The 18,548-nt window shown below is 67.0% G+C and carries 17 protein-coding genes; 4 read left to right on the forward strand and 13 right to left on the reverse strand.

Annotated features, from left to right (window positions below; translation table 11 throughout):
• Together Q0L25_RS09190 and Q0L25_RS09195 are read left to right on the forward strand one after the other, a co-directional pair.
• The gene (locus Q0L25_RS09190; protein ID WP_296613569.1) at positions 1-921 is read left to right on the forward strand and encodes an XdhC family protein; all 921 of its coding nucleotides are present in this window, start codon (positions 1-3) and stop codon (positions 919-921) included.
• Positions 908-1,510 (forward strand): nucleotidyltransferase family protein, encoded by a 603-nt coding sequence (locus Q0L25_RS09195; RefSeq protein WP_296613571.1) that lies wholly within the window; start codon positions 908-910, stop codon positions 1,508-1,510. Before Q0L25_RS09190 ends, Q0L25_RS09195 begins: the two co-directional genes overlap by 14 nt.
• A gap of 137 nt (positions 1,511-1,647) precedes the next feature.
• On the opposite strand, the gene Q0L25_RS09200 is transcribed toward Q0L25_RS09195, so the two are convergent.
• From Q0L25_RS09200 to Q0L25_RS09260, 13 genes are all read right to left on the reverse strand, one after another.
• On the reverse strand, positions 1,648-2,856 hold the full coding sequence (locus Q0L25_RS09200; protein ID WP_296613573.1) for an ABC transporter permease: 1,209 nt from the start codon (positions 2,854-2,856) through the stop codon (positions 1,648-1,650).
• A gap of 129 nt (positions 2,857-2,985) precedes the next feature.
• Complete coding sequence (locus Q0L25_RS09205) at positions 2,986-3,732, reverse strand: ABC transporter ATP-binding protein (RefSeq protein WP_296615655.1); 747 nt, start codon at positions 3,730-3,732, stop codon at positions 2,986-2,988.
• On the reverse strand, positions 3,704-5,119 hold the full coding sequence (locus tag Q0L25_RS09210) for an efflux RND transporter periplasmic adaptor subunit (protein WP_296613575.1): 1,416 nt from the start codon (positions 5,117-5,119) through the stop codon (positions 3,704-3,706). Before Q0L25_RS09210 ends, Q0L25_RS09205 begins: the two co-directional genes overlap by 29 nt.
• A gap of 4 nt (positions 5,120-5,123) precedes the next feature.
• Positions 5,124-6,527, reverse strand: a complete 1,404-nt coding sequence (locus Q0L25_RS09215) for an efflux transporter outer membrane subunit (protein ID WP_296613576.1) — start codon at positions 6,525-6,527, stop codon at positions 5,124-5,126.
• Between the two features lie 102 nt (positions 6,528-6,629).
• On the reverse strand, positions 6,630-8,801 hold the full coding sequence (locus Q0L25_RS09220; RefSeq protein WP_296613578.1) for an acetyl/propionyl/methylcrotonyl-CoA carboxylase subunit alpha: 2,172 nt from the start codon (positions 8,799-8,801) through the stop codon (positions 6,630-6,632).
• A complete protein-coding gene (locus tag Q0L25_RS09225) occupies positions 8,801-9,037 on the reverse strand; it encodes a hypothetical protein (RefSeq protein ID WP_296613579.1) in 237 nt (78 codons plus the stop codon). The genes Q0L25_RS09220 and Q0L25_RS09225 overlap by 1 nt, the downstream gene beginning before the upstream one ends.
• Positions 9,034-10,026 (reverse strand): biotin synthase BioB, encoded by a 993-nt coding sequence (gene bioB / locus Q0L25_RS09230; protein ID WP_296613580.1) that lies wholly within the window; start codon positions 10,024-10,026, stop codon positions 9,034-9,036. Before bioB ends, Q0L25_RS09225 begins: the two co-directional genes overlap by 4 nt.
• Entirely contained in the window at positions 10,023-10,370 is a 348-nt protein-coding gene (locus tag Q0L25_RS09235; protein ID WP_296613582.1) for a hypothetical protein, read from the reverse strand. Before Q0L25_RS09235 ends, bioB begins: the two co-directional genes overlap by 4 nt.
• Positions 10,367-12,652 (reverse strand): methylmalonyl-CoA mutase, encoded by a 2,286-nt coding sequence (gene scpA / locus Q0L25_RS09240; protein WP_296613583.1) that lies wholly within the window; start codon positions 12,650-12,652, stop codon positions 10,367-10,369. The genes Q0L25_RS09235 and scpA overlap by 4 nt, the downstream gene beginning before the upstream one ends.
• 37 nt (positions 12,653-12,689) lie before the next feature.
• Positions 12,690-13,484 carry an enoyl-CoA hydratase-related protein gene (locus tag Q0L25_RS09245; protein ID WP_296613585.1) on the reverse strand — a complete coding sequence of 265 codons (795 nt, stop codon included), beginning with the start codon at positions 13,482-13,484 and terminating at the stop codon, positions 12,690-12,692.
• A gap of 205 nt (positions 13,485-13,689) precedes the next feature.
• Positions 13,690-14,109, reverse strand: a complete 420-nt coding sequence (gene mce, locus Q0L25_RS09250) for a methylmalonyl-CoA epimerase (protein WP_296613586.1) — start codon at positions 14,107-14,109, stop codon at positions 13,690-13,692.
• Positions 14,106-14,633 carry a hypothetical protein gene (locus tag Q0L25_RS09255; RefSeq protein ID WP_296613588.1) on the reverse strand — a complete coding sequence of 176 codons (528 nt, stop codon included), beginning with the start codon at positions 14,631-14,633 and terminating at the stop codon, positions 14,106-14,108. The genes mce and Q0L25_RS09255 overlap by 4 nt, the downstream gene beginning before the upstream one ends.
• Before the next feature lie 16 nt (positions 14,634-14,649).
• A complete protein-coding gene (locus tag Q0L25_RS09260; protein ID WP_296613591.1) occupies positions 14,650-16,176 on the reverse strand; it encodes an acyl-CoA carboxylase subunit beta in 1,527 nt (508 codons plus the stop codon).
• A 104-nt stretch (positions 16,177-16,280) separates the two neighbouring features.
• On the opposite strand from Q0L25_RS09260, the gene Q0L25_RS09265 reads away from it, so the two are divergent.
• Together Q0L25_RS09265 and Q0L25_RS09270 are read left to right on the forward strand one after the other, a co-directional pair.
• Complete coding sequence (locus tag Q0L25_RS09265) at positions 16,281-17,687, forward strand: short-chain fatty acyl-CoA regulator family protein (protein ID WP_296613593.1); 1,407 nt, start codon at positions 16,281-16,283, stop codon at positions 17,685-17,687.
• Between the two features lie 312 nt (positions 17,688-17,999).
• Positions 18,000-18,329, forward strand: coding sequence for a hypothetical protein (locus tag Q0L25_RS09270; RefSeq protein ID WP_296613594.1), 330 nt, complete (start codon positions 18,000-18,002; stop codon positions 18,327-18,329).
• Positions 18,330-18,548: the final 219 nt, after the last annotated feature.

Raw genomic sequence — 18,548 nt, forward strand, 5'->3', positions numbered from 1 at the left:
ATGGCCGATAACGACGCCGTCATCGCCGCCGCCTTGGCCTGGCGAGGCGCGCCGATGGCGTTGGCCACGGTTGTGTCGACCTGGGGCTCCGCGCCCCGCCCGCGCGGCAGCCATATGATCGTGCGCGACGACGGCCGGTTCGAGGGATCGGTATCGGGCGGCTGCGTCGAGACCGATATCCTGACCGTCGCGGCCGAGGTGATCGCCGGCGCGCCGTTCCAGCTCAAACATTACGGCGTCGCCGACGCCGCGGCGTGGGAAGTGGGGCTTCCCTGCGGCGGCGAGATCGCGGTGATGGTCCAGCCGGTCGCGGCCGACGGCTTCGATCCCGAATTGTTCGACCGCATCGTCGAGGCGCGAGCGACAGGCACGGCGCTCGACGTCGTCACCAATCTCGACACCGGCCAGTCGAGCCTGCGTCCGATCGAGGGCGCGGCGTTCGTCAATCGCTACGAGCCGCCGCGCCGCTTGCTGATCGTCGGCGCGGTGCAGATCGCCCAGGCGCTGACCGGGCTGGCGCGCGAACTCGGCATCGCGACGACGGTGATCGATCCCCGTGCGCGCTTCCTGACCCCGGAGCGCTTTCCCGGCGTGACGCTCGACGACCGCTGGCCCGATGAGGCGGTCGCCGCGCTCAAGCCCGACGCCGCGACCGCGGTCGTCACCTTGTCGCACGACATCAAGATCGACGACCCCGCGCTCGCCGCCGCGCTGGCGGCGCCGACCGGCTATGTCGCCGCTCTGGGATCGCGACGGAGCCATGCCGCGCGGCGGGAGCGTCTGGGCGCGCTGGGCGTTTCAGACTCCGACCTCGACCGCATCGATGCGCCCGCCGGGATCGACATCGGCGCGGTCGGCCCGGCCGAGATCGCCTTGTCGATCGCCGCCGGCCTGGTGGGAGCGCTGCGTGATCGAGCCTGAAACCACCGCATTGATCCTGCTCGCCGCGGGCAAATCGGCGCGGTTCGGCCTGTCCGACAAACTCACCGAGACGTTCCTGGGTCAGCCGCTCGGCATGCATGTCGTTACCGCGTTGGACGCGGTGCCGTTCGCCCGGAGAGTGGTGGTGCGCGACGGCGTCCAGCTCGATTACGCGGCGCGCGGTTATCACGAGGTGCACAATAGCCGCCCCGAACAGGGATTGTCGTTGTCACTGAAGATGGGCGTCGAGGCGGCGCGCGGTCCGGGGATCGAAGCGGTGCTGATCGCGCTCGCCGACATGCCGCGCGTGACCGCGGCGCAGATCCATCGCCTGTTCGAGGCCGCGACCGGACCTGACTCGGTGGTCGCGTCGAGCGACGGCGTGCACCCCAAGCCGCCTGCCTTGTTCGGCGCCAACCGCTTCGACGCGCTCGAAACGCTCGAGGGCGATGCCGGCGCGCGCGACCTGATCCTGGCCGGGCGGCATGTCGTCACGCATCCCGACGAGCTGATCGATGTCGATACCGAGGAAGAGCTCGACAAGCTGATGGCCAAGTTCGGCCAAGTGCGGGGGCGCCTCGAATCCTGATCCGTCACTCTCGCGAAAGCGGGAACCCAGCTCCAACATCATCCGCGCATCACGTCGGTGCGAACTTGCTGCCCGTCCGGGAGATGGGTCCTCGCTGTCGCGGGGATGACGGTATGGGTCGCGTCTGTCGCGCCGCCCTATTCGTGGCGCAAGGCGTCGATCGGGTTGAGCGAGGCGGCGCGGCGCGCCGGGAAGAAGCCGAACACGACGCCGATCGCGCCCGAGATCAGGAAAGCGATGACGTTGATCTGGACGTCGAAGATGAACGGCAATTGGCCGAGCACCGACAGCAATATCACCGCGACCTGCCCCAGCAGCAATCCGATCAGCCCGCCCAGGCACGACAGCACCACCGCCTCGACCAGGAATTGCATCAGCACTTCGTTGGCGACCGCGCCGATCGCCAGGCGGATGCCGATCTCTCGCGTGCGTTCGGTGACCGAGACCAGCATGATGTTCATGATGCCGATACCGCCGACGACCAGGCTGATGCCGGCAACCGCGGTGACGATGTTGGTGAGGAGCGTGGTCGTACTGCTGAGCGTGTCCGAAATCTGCTTGGTGTCGAAGATGTTGAAATCGTCTTCCTTGCCGCCGGTGATGTGGCGGCGTTCGCGCAGCAGGTCGGTGATCGACGCCTGGACCTGCGCGGTCGAATAGGCCTGGTCGACGCCGACCAGGATCAGGCGGACGTCGGTATTGCCCGTCATCCGCCGCTGCACCGCCTTGATCGGCATGATCACGACATCGTCCTGATCGCCGCCGAATCCCGACTGGCCCTTGGTCGTCAGAACACCGATGACGTCGCACGAAATGCCGGCGATCCGCATTCGCGTGCCGAGCGCATCCTTGGTCTTGTAGAGGTTGGTATAGACCGTGCTGCCGATGATGCAGACCGCCTTGCCCGCGCTTTCCTCGGCGGGCGTGAAATAGCGGCCGCTGCTCAGCGGCCAGGGCTGGACCTCGAAATAGCCGTTGGTCGTGCCGTTGACCGTGGTCGACCAATTGGCGCCTTCATAGATCGCGGTGCCGGTCGACTGGGCTTGCGGTGCGACCGCGGTGACGCCGGTGATCTGCTTGCCGATCGCATCGACATCCCGCGGATCGAAATCGGGCGGACGCGGCCCGCCGCCGCCGCGGCCGAACCCCTGGCCGGGACGGATCTGCAGCACGTTGGTGCCGAGACTGGCGATCGATTTCTGGACCTGGAGCGTGGTCGCCTTGCCCAGGGTCACCATCGCCACCACCGCGGCGACGCCGATGACGATGCCGAGCACGGTCAGGAACGAGCGCAGCAAGTGGCGCCGGATCGAGCGGATCGCGAGGATGAAGGTGGTGCCGAGCATCTTAAATACTCCCCTCCCCTTCAGGGGAGGGGTCGGGGGTGGGGCCGTGCGGCGGGCGATATGGCCTGCGGATAGGCCCCACCCCAACCCCTCCCCTGAAGGGGAGGGGCATAAGAGTGATCACGCCTCTCATCCCACCTTCTCCCCTTGCGCATGCCCGGCCTCGATCCGCTCGACCAGGCCGTCCTTGAAATGGACGATGGTCTTGGCGAAGGCGGCCATGTCGGGTTCGTGGGTCACCATCAGCACGGTGATGCCGGCCTGTTTGTTGAGGTCGCTCAGCAATTCCATGATCTCGACCGAGCGTTCGCTGTCGAGATTGCCGGTCGGCTCGTCGGCGAGCAGAACGGCGGGCTTGGTGGCGATCGCCCGGGCGATGGCAACGCGTTGTTGCTGCCCGCCCGACAATTCGCCCGGCGTATGGTCCCACCAGTCCTTCAATCCGACCTGGTCGAGCGCCGCGAGCGCCATCTCTCGCCGCTCGGCCTTGGCATCGCCGCGATAGAGCAGGGGCAGCTCGACATTCTCCAATGCCGAGGTGCGGGCGAGCAGGTTGAACCCCTGGAATACGAAGCCAAAATATTTGCGCCGGAGCAGGGCGCGCTGGTCGCGGTCGAGGCTTTCGACATGATGCCCCATGAAGATGAATTCGCCGGCGCTCGGCACGTCGAGGCAACCGAGGATGTTCATCGTCGTCGACTTGCCCGAGCCCGATGGCCCCATCACCGCGACGAAATCGCCGGTCGCGATGTCGAGGTCGACGCCCTTCAACGCCTGGAACGCGGTCGCGCCGGTGCCATAGGTCTTGGTGACGCCGCGCAGCCGGATCAGCGGGTCGGAGATGCCGTCAGCCACCGCGCTGCCCGCCGCCCCCATTGCCGCCACCGCCAGCGCCGCCCGCGCCCGAGCGCCGCCGGCTACCGCCCGCGCTGTTGCCGCCCGATCCGGCGAGCTGACCGGTCACGACCTGCATTCCCGGCTGCAGATCGCCGCCGGTGATCTCGGTCATCGTGCCGTCGCTGTCGCCCGTCGTGACCGATATCGCCTTCAGGCTGCCGTCGGCCTGTTTGACGTAGACGGTCTGCTTGGAGCCGCGTTCGAGCGGCGCCGCGCTGTCGCCACCGCCGCCACGCCGCCGCATCCGGGGAGTCAGCGCGCCGGCGATTCCGCCGCTCGCCTGCGCCGCGGGCGCGCCCGTCGCCTGCGGCTTGAAGCGCAAGGCGGCATTGGGGACGAGAAGGACGTTCTTCTTTTCCATCGTGACGATATCGGCGGTCGCCGTCATGCCCGGACGCAATTGGAAATCCGCGTTCTGCACCGCCAATTCGGCGGCATAGGACACGACCTGCCCCGCGGAGCTCGATGTCGTCGAGCTGCTGGAGGTGGAGGTTTGCGCCGACAGGTTGGAGCCGACATCGACGCGCGTGATCGTCGCGGGGAAAGTCTTGCCGGGAAAGGCATCGACCGTGAAGGTCGCGCGCTGGCCCTGTTTGACGCTGCCGACATCGGCCTCGTCGATCGCCACTTCCAGCTTCATCTGGCTGAGATCCTCGGCGATGACGAACAGGGTCGGGGTGTTGAAGCTCGCCGCGACGGTCTGGCCCGGCTCGATCTGACGCGCGAGGACGACGCCGTTGACCGGCGAGCGGATGATCGTCTTGGTCAGCTGGGTCTGGTTCGACGACAAGGTGGCCTGGGCGGCGATGACATTGGCTTGCGCCGCCTTGAGGTTGGCGACGGCGCGATCACGGTCGGCGATCGCCTGGTCCATCTCGGTCTTGGCCGGGACGCGGCCGCCCGACAGACGGCTGACTTCCTGGAACCGCGCCAGCGTCGCATTCGCCTGGGCAAGCGTCGCCTTGTTTTGCCCGACCGTCGCCACCGCGGCATCGAGCGCGGCCTTGGACTGGTTGACCGTATCCTGGAAGCGGCTGGGATCGATGATCGCGAGCGGCTGGCCCTGCGCGACGCGGTCGTTGACGTCGACCACGACCTTGGTCACCAGCCCCGACAATTCGGAGCCGACATCGACCTGATTGGTCGGGGCGAGCTTGCCCGTCGCCGACACGGTGACGGTCAGATTGCCCTTTTGCGCCTGTTCAGTGGCATAGCCCGACGTCTCGGCGCCGCCGAACAGCCGCATCAGCAGCAGGATGAGCAGGACGACGCCGATCGCGATCCCCGCCCATATGGCATAGCGCCTGAATTTGGACGGCGGTCGTCCGCCGAGGAATTCGTCGAGTTCGGCCTGGTTCGTCGCCATGTTCTTATCCCTGCGGGAGTTCGGGCGGCTTGGTGGCATCCCACCCGCCGCCGAGCGCGAGGTAGAGCGCGACCATCGCCTGCGCCTGGTCGCCGCGCGCGCCGTTCAAGCCGTTCTGCGCGGACAGCAACGCCGCCTCGCTATTGTTGAGGGTGGTGATGTCGGTCAGCCCGGCGCGATACTGGCTGCGCGCGAGGATCGCCGCGGCGTTCGACGCATCGAGCGCGACCGCGAACTCGCGCTGGCGCTGCTTCGCCGCCTGGAGCGCCTGGAGCGCGTTTTCGACGTCCTCCAGGCTGGTCAGCACGGTCGATTTGTAGGAGGCGAGAGCGCCCTCCGCCGCCGCTTCCTGCGATCGCACCCGGCTGCGCGTGCGGCCGCCGTCGAAGATCAACTGGGTGAGCCCCGCGAACAGGCTGCCGGTGATGACATTGGCGATGCTGCCGAGCGCCGAGGCCGAAGTGCCGATATTGCCGGTAATGTTGAGCGCCGGATAGAGCGCCGCCTTCTCCACGCCGATCTGCGCGGTCGAGGCGGCCAGGGTGCGTTCGGCGGCGCGGACGTCGGGGCGCTGGCGCAAGATGTCGCCGGGGATACCGGTCGGAATGTCGGCCGGGCCCATGGGGATCGGCTGCACCGCCTCCAGCTCGGCCTTGAGCGCGCCCGGCGCCTGGCCGGTCAAGACGCCCAGCCGGTTCACCGCGGCGGCATAATTCTGTTCGATCGTCGGGATCTGCGCGGCGGTCTGGGCGCGTTGCGCGCGGGCCTGTTCCTGGTCGAGGCTCGACACCAAACCCGCCTGGACGCGGAAACCGGCAATCTCCAGATTGTCGTCCTGGATCGCCAGGCTGTCGCGCGCGATCTTGAGCGCGGCCTGATATTGGCGGGCCAGGATATAGTTGCGCGCGGCTTCGGCGGCGATCGAGGTCTGGACGGTGGCGAGATCGTAGCCCGAGGCCTGCTCGGTCGCCTTCGCTGCCTCGATCGAGCGGCGCGTGCCGCCGAAGATGTCGGCCTGGTAGCTGGCGTCGGCGCCGATCGAGAAATTGTCGCGCGGGCCGACCGAATCGAGCAGGCTGCGGCTATAGCCGGCCGATCCGCTGACCGTCGGCAACAGCGACGCGCGCGCCTGAACCAGTCCTTCGCGCGCCTGTTTCAGCCGCGCCACCGCCTGGGCGATGTCGAGATTGCCGCGGCGCGCGCGGTCGATGATGCTGGTCAGCTCGGTGTCGCCGAACGACGTCCACCAGGTCGAGATGTCGGGCAGTGCTCCGGTCGACGCGGGCCCGGAATAGGCGTCGGGCACGCCGAGCGAGGCGCTCGCCGGCGGCTTGTAGTTCGGCCCCACCATGCACGCCTGAAGCGGCAGCGCGACGGCGAGCATCATGGCGATACGCGACCGTTTCATTCCGGAAAGCATGGCGACCGGTAGGACAGAGGTCCATCCCGAATATGTCGTATTTTGTCGCAATCGGGCCGGTTCGGTTCATGTTTCCCGCGACGGGAGGGGCTATTCGAGCTCCAATATGACCTGATCGACCGCCAGACTGTCGCCGGTCTTGGCCTCCACCGACTTGACCGTCGCCGCCTTCTCGGCGCGCAGGATATTCTCCATCTTCATCGCTTCGACGACGGCCAGCGGCTGGCCCGGCTGGACCTGGTCGCCTTGCTTGACGTCGAGCCGCACGAGCAGACCCGGCATCGGCGCGATCAGGAACTTCGACAGATCGGGCGGGATCTTCTCGATCAGGTGCGCGGCATAAGGCGCGACATGCGCGGGCAGAGTGCGCGCGACATGTGAGGCACCGCGCGTCGTGAGCCGGAATCCGGTTCGCGTCCGCGCGATGCGCACGGTCAGCTCCTCGTCGCCAAGCTCGGCCGTCACGATGTGATCGCCCGGCGTATATTCGAGCGCCAGGTCGAGATCGTCGCCATCGACCGTCACGCCGTCGGTCGAGATTTCGACCTGGTGATCGACGCCATCGATCCGCACCGTCCAGCCCGAAGGCGGGCGCAAGCGCTTGCCGAGCTGGCCGTCGATCCGCCGCGCGCGATCGGCCTCGGCCGTGGCGGCAAAGGCGGCGACCGCGGCCAGGGCCTTGAGCAGCCCGGGCGAGGCCGGCGCGCCAGCGAAGCCTTCGGGATATTCCTCGGCAATGAAGCCAGTGGTCAGCGCGCCTTCGCGGAAGCGCGGATGCTGCATCAGCGCCGACAGGAAATCGAGATTGTTGCCGGGCCCCTCGATCACGAATTCGTCGAGCGCCGCGATCTGGCGATCGATCGCTTGCTCGCGCGTCGGCGCCCAGGTGATCAGCTTGGCGATCATCGGGTCGTAGAACATGCTGACCTCGCCGCCCTCGAGGACACCGTCGTCGACGCGGGTCTTGGCTCGCCCCTCCCCTTCAGGAGCATCAGGTAAACCGCGCCCCGCGCGGTTTAGGTCAGGCTGGGAGCCTGACCGACCTGATGCTGGGATGGGGGTGGGGCCTCTCGTCTCGGCCGATCGGTCTGTGGCACCGCCCCACCCCAACCCCTCCCCTGAAGGGGAGGGGCTGATGGGGAACGGCGCCTGATGGGCATCAGCCTCAGGGGGCTCGTACCGCACCAACCGCCCGATCGAGGGCAGGAAGCCGCGATAGGGGTCTTCGGCATAGACGCGGTTCTCGATCGACCAGCCGTCGATCCGCACATCCTCCTGCCCGAACGACAGCTTCTCGCCTGCCGCGACGCGGATCATCTGTTCGACCAGATCGAGCCCGGTGATCTCCTCGGTCACCGGATGCTCGACCTGGAGCCTTGTGTTCATCTCGAGGAAGTAGAAGCTCTCGCCGGTCGTGTCGGCGCCCGACACGATCAGCTCGACGGTGCCGGCCGAATAATAGCCGACCGCGCGCGCCAGCGCGACCGCCTGCTCGCCCATCTTGCGGCGCATCTCGGGGCTGACGAACGGCGACGGCGCTTCCTCGACCACCTTCTGGTGGCGGCGCTGCACCGAGCATTCGCGCTCGTTCAGATAGACGATGTTGCCGTGCTGGTCGCCGAGCACCTGGATTTCGATATGGCGCGGGCTTTCGATGAACTTCTCGATGAACACGCGGTCGTCGCCGAACGAGGCCAGGCCCTCGCGCTTGGTCGCCTCGAAGCCTTCGCGCACGTCCTGCTCGCTCCAGGCCAGCCGCATGCCCTTGCCGCCGCCGCCGGCCGAGGCCTTCATCATCACCGGATAGCCGATGTCGGAGGCGATCTTCACCGCCTCATCGGTGTCGGCGATCTCGCCGAGGAAGCCGGGGACGACATTAACCCCCGCCGCCTTGGCGAGCTTCTTCGATTCGATCTTGTCGCCCATCGCCGCGATCGCGTTGGGAGGCGGGCCGACAAAGGCGATGCCGGCTTCGGCGCACGCCTTGGCGAAGCTTTCGCGCTCCGACAGGAAGCCATAGCCGGGATGGATGCAGTCGGCGCCGGTGATCCTGGCGGCATCGAGGATCAGTTCGGCCTTGAGATAACTCTCCGCCGCCGGCGCGGGCCCGAGCCGAACCGCTTCGTCGGCCATCAGCACGTGCGGGCTGCGCGCGTCGGCATCCGAATAGACCGCGACCGTCGCGATCCCCATCTTCTTCGCCGTGCGGAACACGCGGCAGGCGATCTCGCCGCGATTGGCGACCAGGATTTTCTTGAACATTATTGCTTGCCCCAGTTCCGGAAAGTCAGCCATGCGAGCACCGCCCAGGCGGCGATTGCGGCGAAGATTTGGATCGTTACCCGGCGATGGGCACTTTCCTCGCAGGCCGGCGAGCTGACGAGATCGGCGCAGTCGAAGCTCGCCATCGACCAGACGTACCAATTCGCGAAGAGCCACCAGACGAGCAGCAAGGTCGCGAGCACGAAGCCGGCGATAGCGATCCGGCGCCTGCTCACTCCGCAGCTTCCATCACGCTGCGTTGTTCCGCCGCCATCGGCGCCAGGCCCAGCTTCGCGAACAGCGCCGCATCCTTGTCCTCGCCGGCATTGCCGGTGGTCAGCAGCTTCTCGCCGGTAAAGATCGAATTGGCACCCGCCAGAAAGCACAACGCCTGCGCCGCTTCCGACATGCTCTCGCGCCCGGCGGACAACCGCACCATGCTGCCGGGCATCGTGATCCGCGCGACCGCGACGGTCCGGACGAATTCGATATCGTCGATCTTGGCGAGCGGCGTGTCGGCCAGCATGTCGCCGAGCACGGTGCCCTTGACCGGCACCAACGCATTGATCGGCACGCTCTCGGGATGGACCGGCAGGCTGGCCAGCGCATGGATGAAGCCGACGCGGTCGGCACGCGTCTCGCCCATGCCGACGATGCCGCCGCAGCAGACGTTGATCCCGGCGCTCCGCACATTCTCCAGCGTCTCGATCCGGTCCTCGAAGCTGCGCGTCGAGATGACGTTGGCGTAATTCTCCGGCGAGGTGTCGATATTGTGGTTGTAATAATCGAGCCCGGCCTCGCCCAGCGCGCGCGCCTGGTCGGGCGTCAGCATGCCGAGCGTCATGCAGGTCTCCATCCCCATGTCGCGCACGCCCTTCACCATCTGGACCAGCGCGGGGATGTCCTTGTCCTTGGGATTGCGCCACGCCGCGCCCATGCAGAAGCGCGACGAGCCATTGTCCTTGGCCTGCGCAGCGGCCTGCAGCACCGCGCGGACGTCCATCAGCTTGGTCGCCTTGAGGCCGGTCTCGTGGCTCGAGGATTGCGAGCAATAGCCGCAATCTTCCGGGCATCCGCCGGTCTTGATCGACAGCAGCGTCGACAGCTGCACCTCGTTCGCCGCGTGATGCGCGCGATGCACCTCGGCCGCGCGGAACACGAGCTCGGTGAAGGGAAGGTCGAAGAGCGCGGCGATCTCGTCGCGCGTCCAGTCGGAACGGGTCATGCCTGAAGGGTCCGGGAAAAGAGGTAGATGAACATGCCGACCCCGACCGAAAGCAGGATGGGGGCAGCGATACGGCAGAAGTCGATGCTCTTGCCGAGGGGCTGGCGGCGGTAGCGCGTGCGGACGATCTCGCCCGCGCCGGTAAAGGACAACAGGGCCGCGCTGCCCAGGACGACGAGCACGGCGATGATCGCCGCGCGGGGCAGATCCTTGGCATTCTGCACCAGCGCCAGCACGCCGCCGAGCGACACGATGCACAGCGAGGTGAGGTGCTTGAAATAGTCGTAGAGCAGGGTTTCGGCGTCTTGCGCCGCCTCGACCAGTTCCTCCTCGATCTCGGTCATTCCGCCGCCTCCGCCTCGGGGGGCATGTTATGGCCGAGCAGGCGGAGGACATCCTCCGCCGCCTTTATCAGATTGGTGCCGGGACCGAAGATCGCCTGGACGCCTGCGTCGCGCAGGAACTCATAGTCCTGTGCGGGGATCACCCCGCCGGCGATCACCTTGATGTCGGCGCGGCCGGCGTCGCGCAAATGGCCGATCAGTTCAGGGATCAGCGTCTTGTGCCCGGCGGCGAGGCTCGACGCGCCGACCACGTCGACGTCGCTCTCCAGCGCCAGCATCGCCGCTTCCTTCGGCGTCTGGAACAAGGGGCCGGGCACCACCTCGAAGCCGAGATCGCCGAACATCGAGCTGACCAGATTGGCGCCGCGATCATGCCCGTCCTGGCCCATCTTGGCGACCAGCATGCGTGGTTTGCGGCCGAGGCGTCGCTCGGTCGCCGCGACGCCCGCGAGCAGATTGTCCCAGCGCGCGTCGTGATCATAGGCGCCGCCATAGATGCCCTTCACCGGCGTCGGCTTGGTGCCGTAGCGGCCGAACACGTCCTCCATCGCCGAGGAGATCTCGCCCAAGGTCGCGCGCTGGCGGGCGCACTCGACGGCAAGGGCGAGCAGATTGTTCTCAAATCCTCCCCGAGCTTGCTCGGGGAGGGGGACCGCCGGCGTAGCCGGGGGTGGAGGGGAACTTAGCCCGCCGACTGCGTCGGCGACCCCTCCACCAGCCTCCGGCTGGTCCCCCTCCCCGAGCGGAGCTCGGGGAGGATTTGCGTATTTGCAGCCCTCTCGCAACGCGTCGAGCGCGGCCTGGCACTTGGTTTCGTCGCGGCCCGCCTTGACCCGCTTGATCCGGGCGATCTGCGCCTCGCGCACCGCGTGGTTGTCGACGTCGAGGATGTCGAGATCGTCTTCCTCGGCAAGCCGGTATTTGTTGACCCCGACGATCACGTCCTCGCCGCGATCGACTCGTGCCTGGCGCGCCGCCGAGGCTTCTTCGATCATCGCCTTGGGCCAGCCGGCGGCGACGGCATTGGCCATGCCGCCCTCGCCCTCGACGCGCTCGATGATCTCCCAGGCGCGGTCGTACAATTCCTGAGTCAGCGCCTCGACATAATAGGACCCGCCGAGCGGATCGACGACATGGGTGATCCCGGTCTCTTCCTGCAGCACGATCTGGGTGTTGCGCGCGATGCGGGCGGAGAAATCGGTGGGGAGCGCGATCGCCTCGTCGAGCGCATTGGTGTGGAGGCTCTGCGTGCCGCCGAGCGCCGCCGCCATCGCCTCGACCGTGGTGCGGATGACGTTGTTGTACGGATCCTGCTCCTGCAGCGACACGCCACTGGTCTGGCAATGCGTGCGCAGCATCTTGGAGCGCTCGTCCCTGGCGCCGAGGTCGCTCATCACGCGGTGCCACAGCTTGCGCGCGGCGCGCAGCTTGGCGACTTCCATGAAGAAGTTCATCCCGATCGCGAAGAAGAATGACAGGCGGCCGGCGAACTTGTCGATGTCGAGCCCCGCCGCCATCGCCGCCTTGGCATATTCGCGGCCGTCGGCGATGGTGAAGGCGAGTTCCTGGACCTGCGTCGCGCCGGCTTCCTGCATGTGATAGCCGGAGATCGAGATCGAATTGAATTTCGGCATGTTGGCCGAGGTATAGGCGATGATGTCCGCGATGATCCGCATGCTCGGCGCCGGCGGATAGATGTACGTGTTGCGGACCATGAACTCCTTGAGGATGTCGTTCTGGATGGTGCCGTCGAGCTGCGCCTGCGGCACGCCCTGTTCCTCGCCCGCGACGATGAAGAAGGCGAGGATCGGGATCACCGCGCCGTTCATCGTCATGCTGACCGACATCTCGCCCAAGGGAATGCCGTCGAACAGGATCTTCATGTCGTCGATCGTGTCGATCGCGACGCCGGCCTTGCCGACATCGCCGACCACGCGCGGATGGTCGCTGTCGTAGCCGCGATGCGTGGCGAGATCGAACGCGACCGACAGGCCCTTCTGGCCGGCGGCGAGGTTGCGGCGGTAGAAAGCGTTCGATTCCTCGGCGGTTGAGAAGCCGGCATATTGCCGGATCGTCCAGGGCCGGCCGGCATACATCGACGCGCGCACGCCGCGGGTGAAGGGCGCGAAGCCGGGCAAGCCGGGATCGACGCCGGCGACGTCCTCGGCGGTGTAGAGCGGCTTGACCTCGATCCCCTCCGGCGTGTGCCAGGTGAGGTCCTTGCCCTTCACTTCCTTGTCGGCGAGCGCTTTCCAGTCGTCGCGGGTCGGGTTGGTGGTCATGATCGTATCCGGCCCCCGAAAGGGCGCTCCTTCCGTCTCAGGCGCCCTTGAACGCGGGCTTGCGCTTCTGGAGGAAGGCCATGCCGCCCTCCATCGAATCGTGGGTGGCGCGCGCGGCGCGCTGGTTGTCCGCCTCGCGCTGCATCGCCGCGGCGTAATCGCCTTCGAGCGCGTCGTGCAGCTGGCGGCGCATCAGGCCGAGCGCAACGGTCGGCCCGGCGGCGAGCCGCTCGGTCAGCGCCAGCGCCTCGGCATCGAGCGCATCGTCGGCGACCGCTTTGTAGATCATGCCCCAATCGACCGCCTTGGCGGCGGGAACGCGTTCGCCGAGCATCATCATCTCGGTCGCGCGCGGCCGGCCGATCAGCCGCGTCAGCATCCAGCTTGCCCCGCCATCGGGCACCAGGCCGATATTGACGAAGGCCTGGAGGAAATAGGCGGTGTCCGAGGCGACGCAGAAATCGGCGGCGAGCGCGAGGCTGCAGCCGATCCCGGCGGCGGGGCCGCGCACCGCGCTCACTACCGGCACCGACAGATCGGCGATCGCGGCGAGCGTCGGATTGTAGCTGCCGGTCAGCGCGTCATAGGTCGCCTGGCCCGGATCGAGCCCGCGATCGGCCGCGGTCAGCGCGCCGCCGCCGACATCGGCACCCGAACAGAACGCCCTCCCCGCCCCGGTGATCAGCACCGCGCGCGCGCCGCCGAGATCGGCCAGCGCCTCGCGGATCTCGACGAACATCGCCGGCGGCGCGGCATTGAGGCGGTCGGGACGGTTGAGCGTGACGACCAGCACGTCGCCTTTGCGTTCGGTCAGGATGTGTTCGTAGGCCATTCGGTTCCCCTCAACCCACCCTCTCCCCTTGCGGGAGAGGGATACGGAGACTTGGCCACGCGGTGGCCTAGTCGCAGTTGGGAGAGGGTGCGAAGCTGAAAGCTTCGCGCGGTCGCTGGGCGACCGCTCACCCTCTCCAAGTTCCGCTAGCGAGCAAGCTCGCAAGCTCCACTATCCTCTCCCGTCGAGGGAGAGGATGTCGGTATCAATGCCCCTCCTTGGGCGTCTCCATGATCTCGGTCAGCACCCCGCCCATATCCCTGGGATGGACGAAGAAGATCGGCGTGCCATGCGCGCCGATCCGCGGCTCGCCGAGCACCCGCGCGCCTTTCGCCTCGAACCAGGCCTTGGCCTCGTGGATATCGGGCACTTCGTAGCAGAGATGATGCTGGCCGCCGGCCGGGTTCTTGTCGAGAAAGGCGCGGATCGGCGAGGTGTCGCCCAGCGGCTCGATCAGTTCGATCTGGGTGTTGGGCGTATCGACGAAACACACTTTCACGCCCTGCGCCGGCAGATCGAACGGGTCGTGGATCACGGTCGCCCCCATCACGTCGCGCCAATAGGGAATGGCGTCGGCGATCGAGGAGGTCGCGACCCCGACATGGTTGAGGCGGCCGAGCTTCACTGATCCGCCTTCTTGTCGTCCTTGGGCTCGGGCGCGCGAACCGGCGGCTGACCGAGCGTATAGCCGCACGCCGCCAGCACCGCGGTGATCGGCTGCGCGCTGGCAGGTCCGGTGAAAGTCGCGTCGACCGGCTCGCCGGTCGTCGTCGTGGTATGGACCTTGATCGTCTTGGCCGCGGCCAAGGCGGTGGTCAGCGTGGTCACCGCGACGTCATCGCGCTGAAAAGCGCCCTGGGGCACGAATTCCCAATTGTCGATCATCGGCGTGTTGGCGTCGAAGGTCAGCGACACCGGACGCGCCGGCGGCCCGCCGAGCGGCGTGCGGCTGAACAGCTGGACCGACACGACCTTGGCCTTGCCGGAATCGCAGCGCACGACGAGCTTGGCATTGCCGTCGGCCGAGGACGCGCCGGTCACCGTCGTGGTGATACTGGGGTCGCTGCTCGGGCGCGGGGTCACCGTCCACGGCGCGGGCGCCGCCGGAGCCGGAGCGGCCTGGAGCAGGAGGGCGAGGATGGAGATCATGAGGGGCGGCCTTTCGTCAAAGCGGAATGTTGTCGTGCTTCTTCCACGGATTCTCGAGGCTCTTGTTGCGCAATTTGCGCAAGCCCAAAGCGATGCGCCGACGCGTCGAGTGCGGCTGGATCACTTCGTCGATGAACCCCTTGGCCGCCGCGACGAACGGGTTGGCGAAGCGCGCCTCATATTCGGCGGTGCGCTCGGCGATCTCCTCCGGCGTCTTGCCGCGGAAGATGATCTCGACCGCGCCCTTGGCGCCCATCACCGCGATCTCCGCGGTCGGCCAGGCGTAATTGAGGTCGCCGCGCAGATGCTTCGACGCCATGACGTCATAGGCGCCGCCATAGGCCTTGCGCGTGATGACGGTGATCTTGGGCACGGTCGCCTCGGCATAAGCGAACAGCAATTTGGCGCCGTGCTTGATGATGCCGTTATGCTCCTGCGCGGTGCCGGGCAGGAAGCCCGGCACGTCGACGAAAGTGATGATCGGAATCTCGAACGCGTCGCAGAAACGGACGAAGCGCGCCGCCTTTTTCGATGAATTGATGTCGAGCACGCCGGCCAGCACCATCGGCTGGTTGGCGACGATCCCCACCGTCCGCCCCTCGATCCGGCCGAAGCCGCAGATGATGTTGGCGGCATGCTTGGGCTGGATCTCGAAGAAATCGCCTTCGTCGACGGTCTTCCGGATCAGCTCGTGCATGTCGTAGGGCTGGTTGGCCGAGGCCGGGATCAAGCTGTCGAGACTGTCCTCGATGCGATCCCACGGGTCCGAGGACGGGCGTTCCGGCACCGGCTCGCGGTTCGATGCCGGGAGGAAATCGATGAAATCGCGCGCCGCCAGCAGCGCCTCGATATCATCCTCGAACGCGACGTCGGCGACCGAGGTCTTGGTGGTGTGGGTGATGGCGCCGCCGAGCGCTTCCTGCGTCACCACTTCGTTGGTCACCGTTTTCACCACGTCGGGGCCGGTGACGAACATGTAGGAGGAATCCTTCACCATGAAGATGAAGTCGGTCATCGCCGGCGAATAGACCGCGCCGCCCGCGCAGGGGCCCATGATCAGGCTGAGCTGCGGCACCACGCCCGAGGCGAGCACATTGCGCTGGAACACCTCGGCATAACCGCCGAGCGAGGCGACGCCCTCCTGGATGCGGGCGCCGCCCGAATCGTTGAGGCCGATCACCGGCGCGCCGACCTTCATCGCCATGTCCATGATCTTGCAGATCTTTTGCGCGTGGCGCTCCGACAGCGAGCCACCGAACACGGTGAAGTCCTGGCTGAACACGAACACCAGCCGGCCGTTGATCGTGCCCGATCCGGTGACCACGCCGTCGCCGGGGATGATCTGGTCCTGCATGCCGAAATCGACGCAATTATGCTCGACATACATGTCGAGCTCCTCGAACGAGCCTTCGTCGAGCAGCACGTCGAGCCGTTCGCGCGCGGTCAGCTTGCCCTTGGCGTGCTGTGCGGCGATGCGCTTCTCTCCGCCACCCAATCGGGCCGCGGCGCGCTTCTTCTCGAGTTCGGCGATGGTCGACGACATGGAGACTCCTGATACGGACCGGGCTTCTTTCCCCTAGCAGCGCGCCTCCGCAACTGTAATGTTGCAAACTTGCCGATGCCGGGTTTGCAAACTATTCCCTCGGCATGTCCGAAGGCATCCGCCGCATCTTTGCCGGACACCGGATCCGCGCGCTGCGCCAGCGGCTGGGGCTGAGCCAGCGCGCGCTGGCCGACCAGCTTGCGGTATCGGTCAGCTATCTGTCGCAGATCGAGAATGGCGACCGCCCGATCACGCCGTTGGTGATGGTCGCATTGGCCCGCGCTTTCCCCGCCGATTGGGAGACGATCGCGGCGGCCGACGAAGGGATGCTGCTGGTCGATGCAATCGAGGCGTCGAGCGATCCCAGCGTGCCCGATGCGCGGATCGACGAGGCGACGTTGCGGCGCGGGGCGCGGCAACAACCGCAACTCGCGCGGCGGATGGTCGCGCTCCACGCCGCGTTCCGCCGCTCGCAGGAGCAATTGCGCGCGTTCGACGACCGGTTCGAGGCGGGCGCGGCCGAAGCGGCGCGCTTTCCGTGGGAGGAAGTGCGCGACTGGTTTCACGCAGAGCGCAATTATGTCGACGCGCTCGACCGCGCGGCCGAGACGATCGCCGAAGAGATGGGCGAGGGCGCTATCGATGGCGCCGCCCTGGAGAACCGGCTCGGCCGGCGCTTTGGCATCACCGTCGCCGCGGATCGCGAGCTGGGCGGCCCGGTGCGCGCCTACGATCCCGGCGCACGCCTGTTGCGGCTCGACCCCGCCTTGCCCGAGGCGAGCCAGCGTTTCGCGCTCGCGCACCAATTGGCGCGGCTGGAATTCGCCGATCTGATCCGCGACATCGCCCGCGAGGGGATCGCCTCCGATGCCGGCCGCGCCTTGCTCGCCGCCGGACTGACCAATTACGCCGCGGGCGCTTTGGTCATGCCCTATGTCCGGTTTCGCGCCATCGCACGCGAGCTGCGCCACGATATCGACCGGTTGAGCCTGCGCTTCGGGGTCAGTTTCGAACAGACCTGCCATCGCCTGTCGACCTTGCAGCGTCCGGGCGCGGCGGGCATTCCGTTCTTCTTCTGCCGGGTCGACATGGCGGGCAACATCACCAAGCGGCATTCGGCGACGCGCTTCCAGTTCGCGCGGTTCGGCGGCGCCTGTCCGTTATGGGGCGTGCACGAGGCGGTCGCGATCCCCGACCGCATCGCCGTCCAACTCGCGGAAACGCCCGACGGCACGCGCTACGTCTCGATCGCCAAGGGATTGGTCAAGCCCTCGGGCAGTTTCACCCGCAGCCCGCGCCGCTATGCGGTGACGCTCGGCTGCGAGGAAGCGCATGCCGCCGATTTCGTTTATGCCGACGGCATCCGCGCCGACGATGCCGCGACACCGATCGGCGTGTCGTGCCGCATCTGTCCGCGCACCGATTGCGACCAGCGCGCTTTCCCGCCGGCGGCAAGCGAGATCCATATCGACCCCGACGCACGCGGGCCGGTGCCGTATTCGTTCGGGTAGAGCTCCCCTCCCTGCAAGGGAGGGGTTGGGGGTGGGTGCGCGCGTCTGCGCGCCCAAAAAGACTCATTGCCTGGTCGTCAAAACAGCGTCGGACGAGGCATCGAGCCTCGTCCGCGCTCACCCACTCCTAGCCCCTCCCTGCTTGCAGGGAGGGAAGTGGACAATCGACAGCCCCCGTTCACCTACCTGAACGAACCTGACGCGCTCGCGATCATCCGCGACACATTCGGACATTTCCCGGCACAGATCGGCGACAGTTGGGGCCGAAACAGTCTCTCGACCGCTCGATCGGTCACCAAAGGAGTGAGAGACATGAAGAAGCTGACTGTTATGCTGATGGGGCTGGGCTTTGCCACCGCCGCGTTCCCAGCCGTTTCGGTCGCCGCGCCGTTCGCGCCGCTCAATCAGCGCGCGCAGATGATCCAGTCGCGGATCGATCAGGGCATCCGCTCGGGCAATTTGAATCGCCGTGAGGCTTTCCAGCTGCAGGGCCAGCTGCGCGGGATCCAGAAGCTCGAATATCGCTATCGTGTGTCGGGCGGACGGATCGACATGCGCGAACGCGCCGACCTCGAGCGCCGCTACGACGCGCTGAGCGCAAAGGTGCGGTTCGACAAGCATGACGGCCAGCGCCGCTGGTAGTCGCAGTTGCGCGGAGGGGCGCAATGAGAGGGGCCGGGAAACCGGCCCCTTTTTTAGTAAGCCCTCTCCGCGAGCGGGAGAGGGTTAGGTGAGGGTCTTCTTTCTTTTCTTTGAGGCATGAACCACTTGGAAGAAGAAAGAAGACCCTCACCCCCCCACCGCTTGACGGCGGTGGGCCCCTCCCTCTCCCGCGCGCGGAGGGACTCCATAGACCTTGCC

The organism is Sphingomonas sp., assembly GCF_024508665.1.
Classification (GTDB): Bacteria; Pseudomonadota; Alphaproteobacteria; order Sphingomonadales; family Sphingomonadaceae; genus Sphingomonas.